Source organism: Alkalihalophilus marmarensis DSM 21297, assembly GCF_000474275.2.
Classification (GTDB): domain Bacteria; phylum Bacillota; class Bacilli; order Bacillales; family Bacillaceae_D; genus Alkalihalophilus; species Alkalihalophilus marmarensis.
Map to the genome: position 1 here is coordinate 1 of NZ_ATAE01000069.1, position 1,865 is coordinate 1,865.

At 42.4% G+C, this 1,865-nt stretch carries 1 protein-coding gene; it reads right to left on the reverse strand.

Features of this window, described 5'->3' with window-relative positions; translation table 11 throughout:
• Positions 1-81 precede the first annotated feature (81 nt).
• Positions 82-1,365, reverse strand: a complete 1,284-nt coding sequence (gene ltrA, locus A33I_RS19155) for a group II intron reverse transcriptase/maturase (RefSeq protein ID WP_022629923.1) — start codon at positions 1,363-1,365, stop codon at positions 82-84.
• Positions 1,366-1,865: the final 500 nt, after the last annotated feature.

Below are 1,865 nucleotides of genomic sequence, written 5' to 3' on the forward strand. Positions count from 1 at the left end.
ATCGAGTAGGAGGAGGCTATTAGCCTCCGACCTCTCACACCACCGTACGTACGGTTCCGTATACGGCGGTTCAAATTCATACTAAGCATGTACTTTCCTGTAATGTTGGACGCCAGATAACAGACCGAATTGAGTTAATCTCTTATTGGTAATCGTTTTCGTAAGCACCCAAGAATAAGCTATCCTAACTGCCCCTTTGCTCGAATAACTGTATTTATAAGCAGTGTGTCTATCCATTCCGAGTTTAATAAGGTTCTTTCTTCTGTTCTTAGAGGTTTTCCACTTCTTCCAGATACACATCCTGAGTCGAAACCTTGTGTGACTGTCTATGCGTTCGAGAGCCTTTTTCATGAAACCGATTTTAAAATAATTAACCCAGCCTCGTACCACCTGATTGATTCGTTCAACCTGAAACTTCGTTTCCACACTCCAGTTCTTCCTAGTTAATTGCTTCAGTTTAAATTTAAAGTTATCCACCGACTTTTGATGTGGCTTTGCTTTATATACCTCGACCTGAGGATCTTTAAAGAAACCGAATCCCAGAAATTTCATATTGGGGTCATTAGGTCTTGTTACTTTTGTTTTTGTGGTGTTGACTATCAAACCTAGTTTTTCTTCAATGAACCTAGTCACTGATCTCATCACTCGTCTCGCTGCCATTTCACTTTTAACCATAATGATACAGTCATCCGCATAACGCACGAAGCGAAGTCCACGACTTTCTAGTTCCGTATCAAGTTCGTTGAGCATAATGTTACTAAGCAGCGGAGATAAGTTCCCTCCTTGGGGTGTGCCTATAACGGTTTCTTTATAATCTTCATCAATCTGTACACCGCTTACTAAGAATTTACGGATGAGCGAGATGATGTCTCCGTCTTGGATTGTTCTTGAGATGAGGTTCATCAACCTATCGTGATTAACTGTATCGAAGAATCGTTCGAGATCTATGTCTACAATCCATTCATGACCATCATTTAAGTATTCTAGTGTTTGAATAATTGCCATTTCTGCATACCTATTAGGCCTAAACCCATAACTGTGCTCACTAAATTTCTTATCAAACATCGGTGTAAGAACTTGTGCAATGGCCTGTTGGACAAGCCGGTCTTTGACTGTTGGAATACCTAAAAGTCTTATCCCACCGTCTGGTTTGGGAATTTCAACCCGTAGTACGGGTTGGGGTTGATATTTTCTCTGCCGAATCTGAGAGATGAGCTCTTTCTTGTTCAGCGCGATATATGCCCCTAACTCTTGTACAGTCATCCCATCGGTGCCTGCGGAGCCCTTATTTCTTTTCACCTTTTTGTATGCTTGATTTAGATTCTCAGTGTCCAAAATTTTGTCTAATAATGTTTCTCCATACATGCTTTGTTATTTCCCTTCTGTCTCGTAAAGTCGGTATCCACTTTCCCGCTTCATGCCAGTGGTCTATTTCCGCTTCCAATCGAGATTTCTATAACGATGAAATTGTTCAGCCCTTCGCTCCTTCTAACTTTCATTAGACATCTTCACTACTACGGCTTCTGCTGACTTCTCACTATCCAGCCTTGTATCGCTACAAGATTTTGGTGTAGACCAGTGAGACCTCCCCAGTTAAGGTGCGAACTCTTTCCCTCCATCCATCTGCCATATATACACCGTATGATACAGGTTGTAGCTATTGGACTTTAACTTCTTTTGCAGTCTCATCCTCATACGTTGCCTCCTATATGATTTCTGTTCGTCAGACCGGAGGTTTGCCTAGAGCTTCCTTCAGATCCCACGTCACCATGGGCACCCTTGCTTTTGGCTATGTACTTACCGCTACAGGGTCGTACTCGGGACTTTCACCCGTTAGAGTTCGCCCATGCTGGGCGAACAAAAAA

Excerpts from the sequence above, each read along its gene's own strand:
- ltrA (WP_022629923.1), bottom strand. The coding sequence starts at position 1,365 with ATGTATGGAGAAACATTATTAGACAAAATTTTGGACACTGAGAATCTA.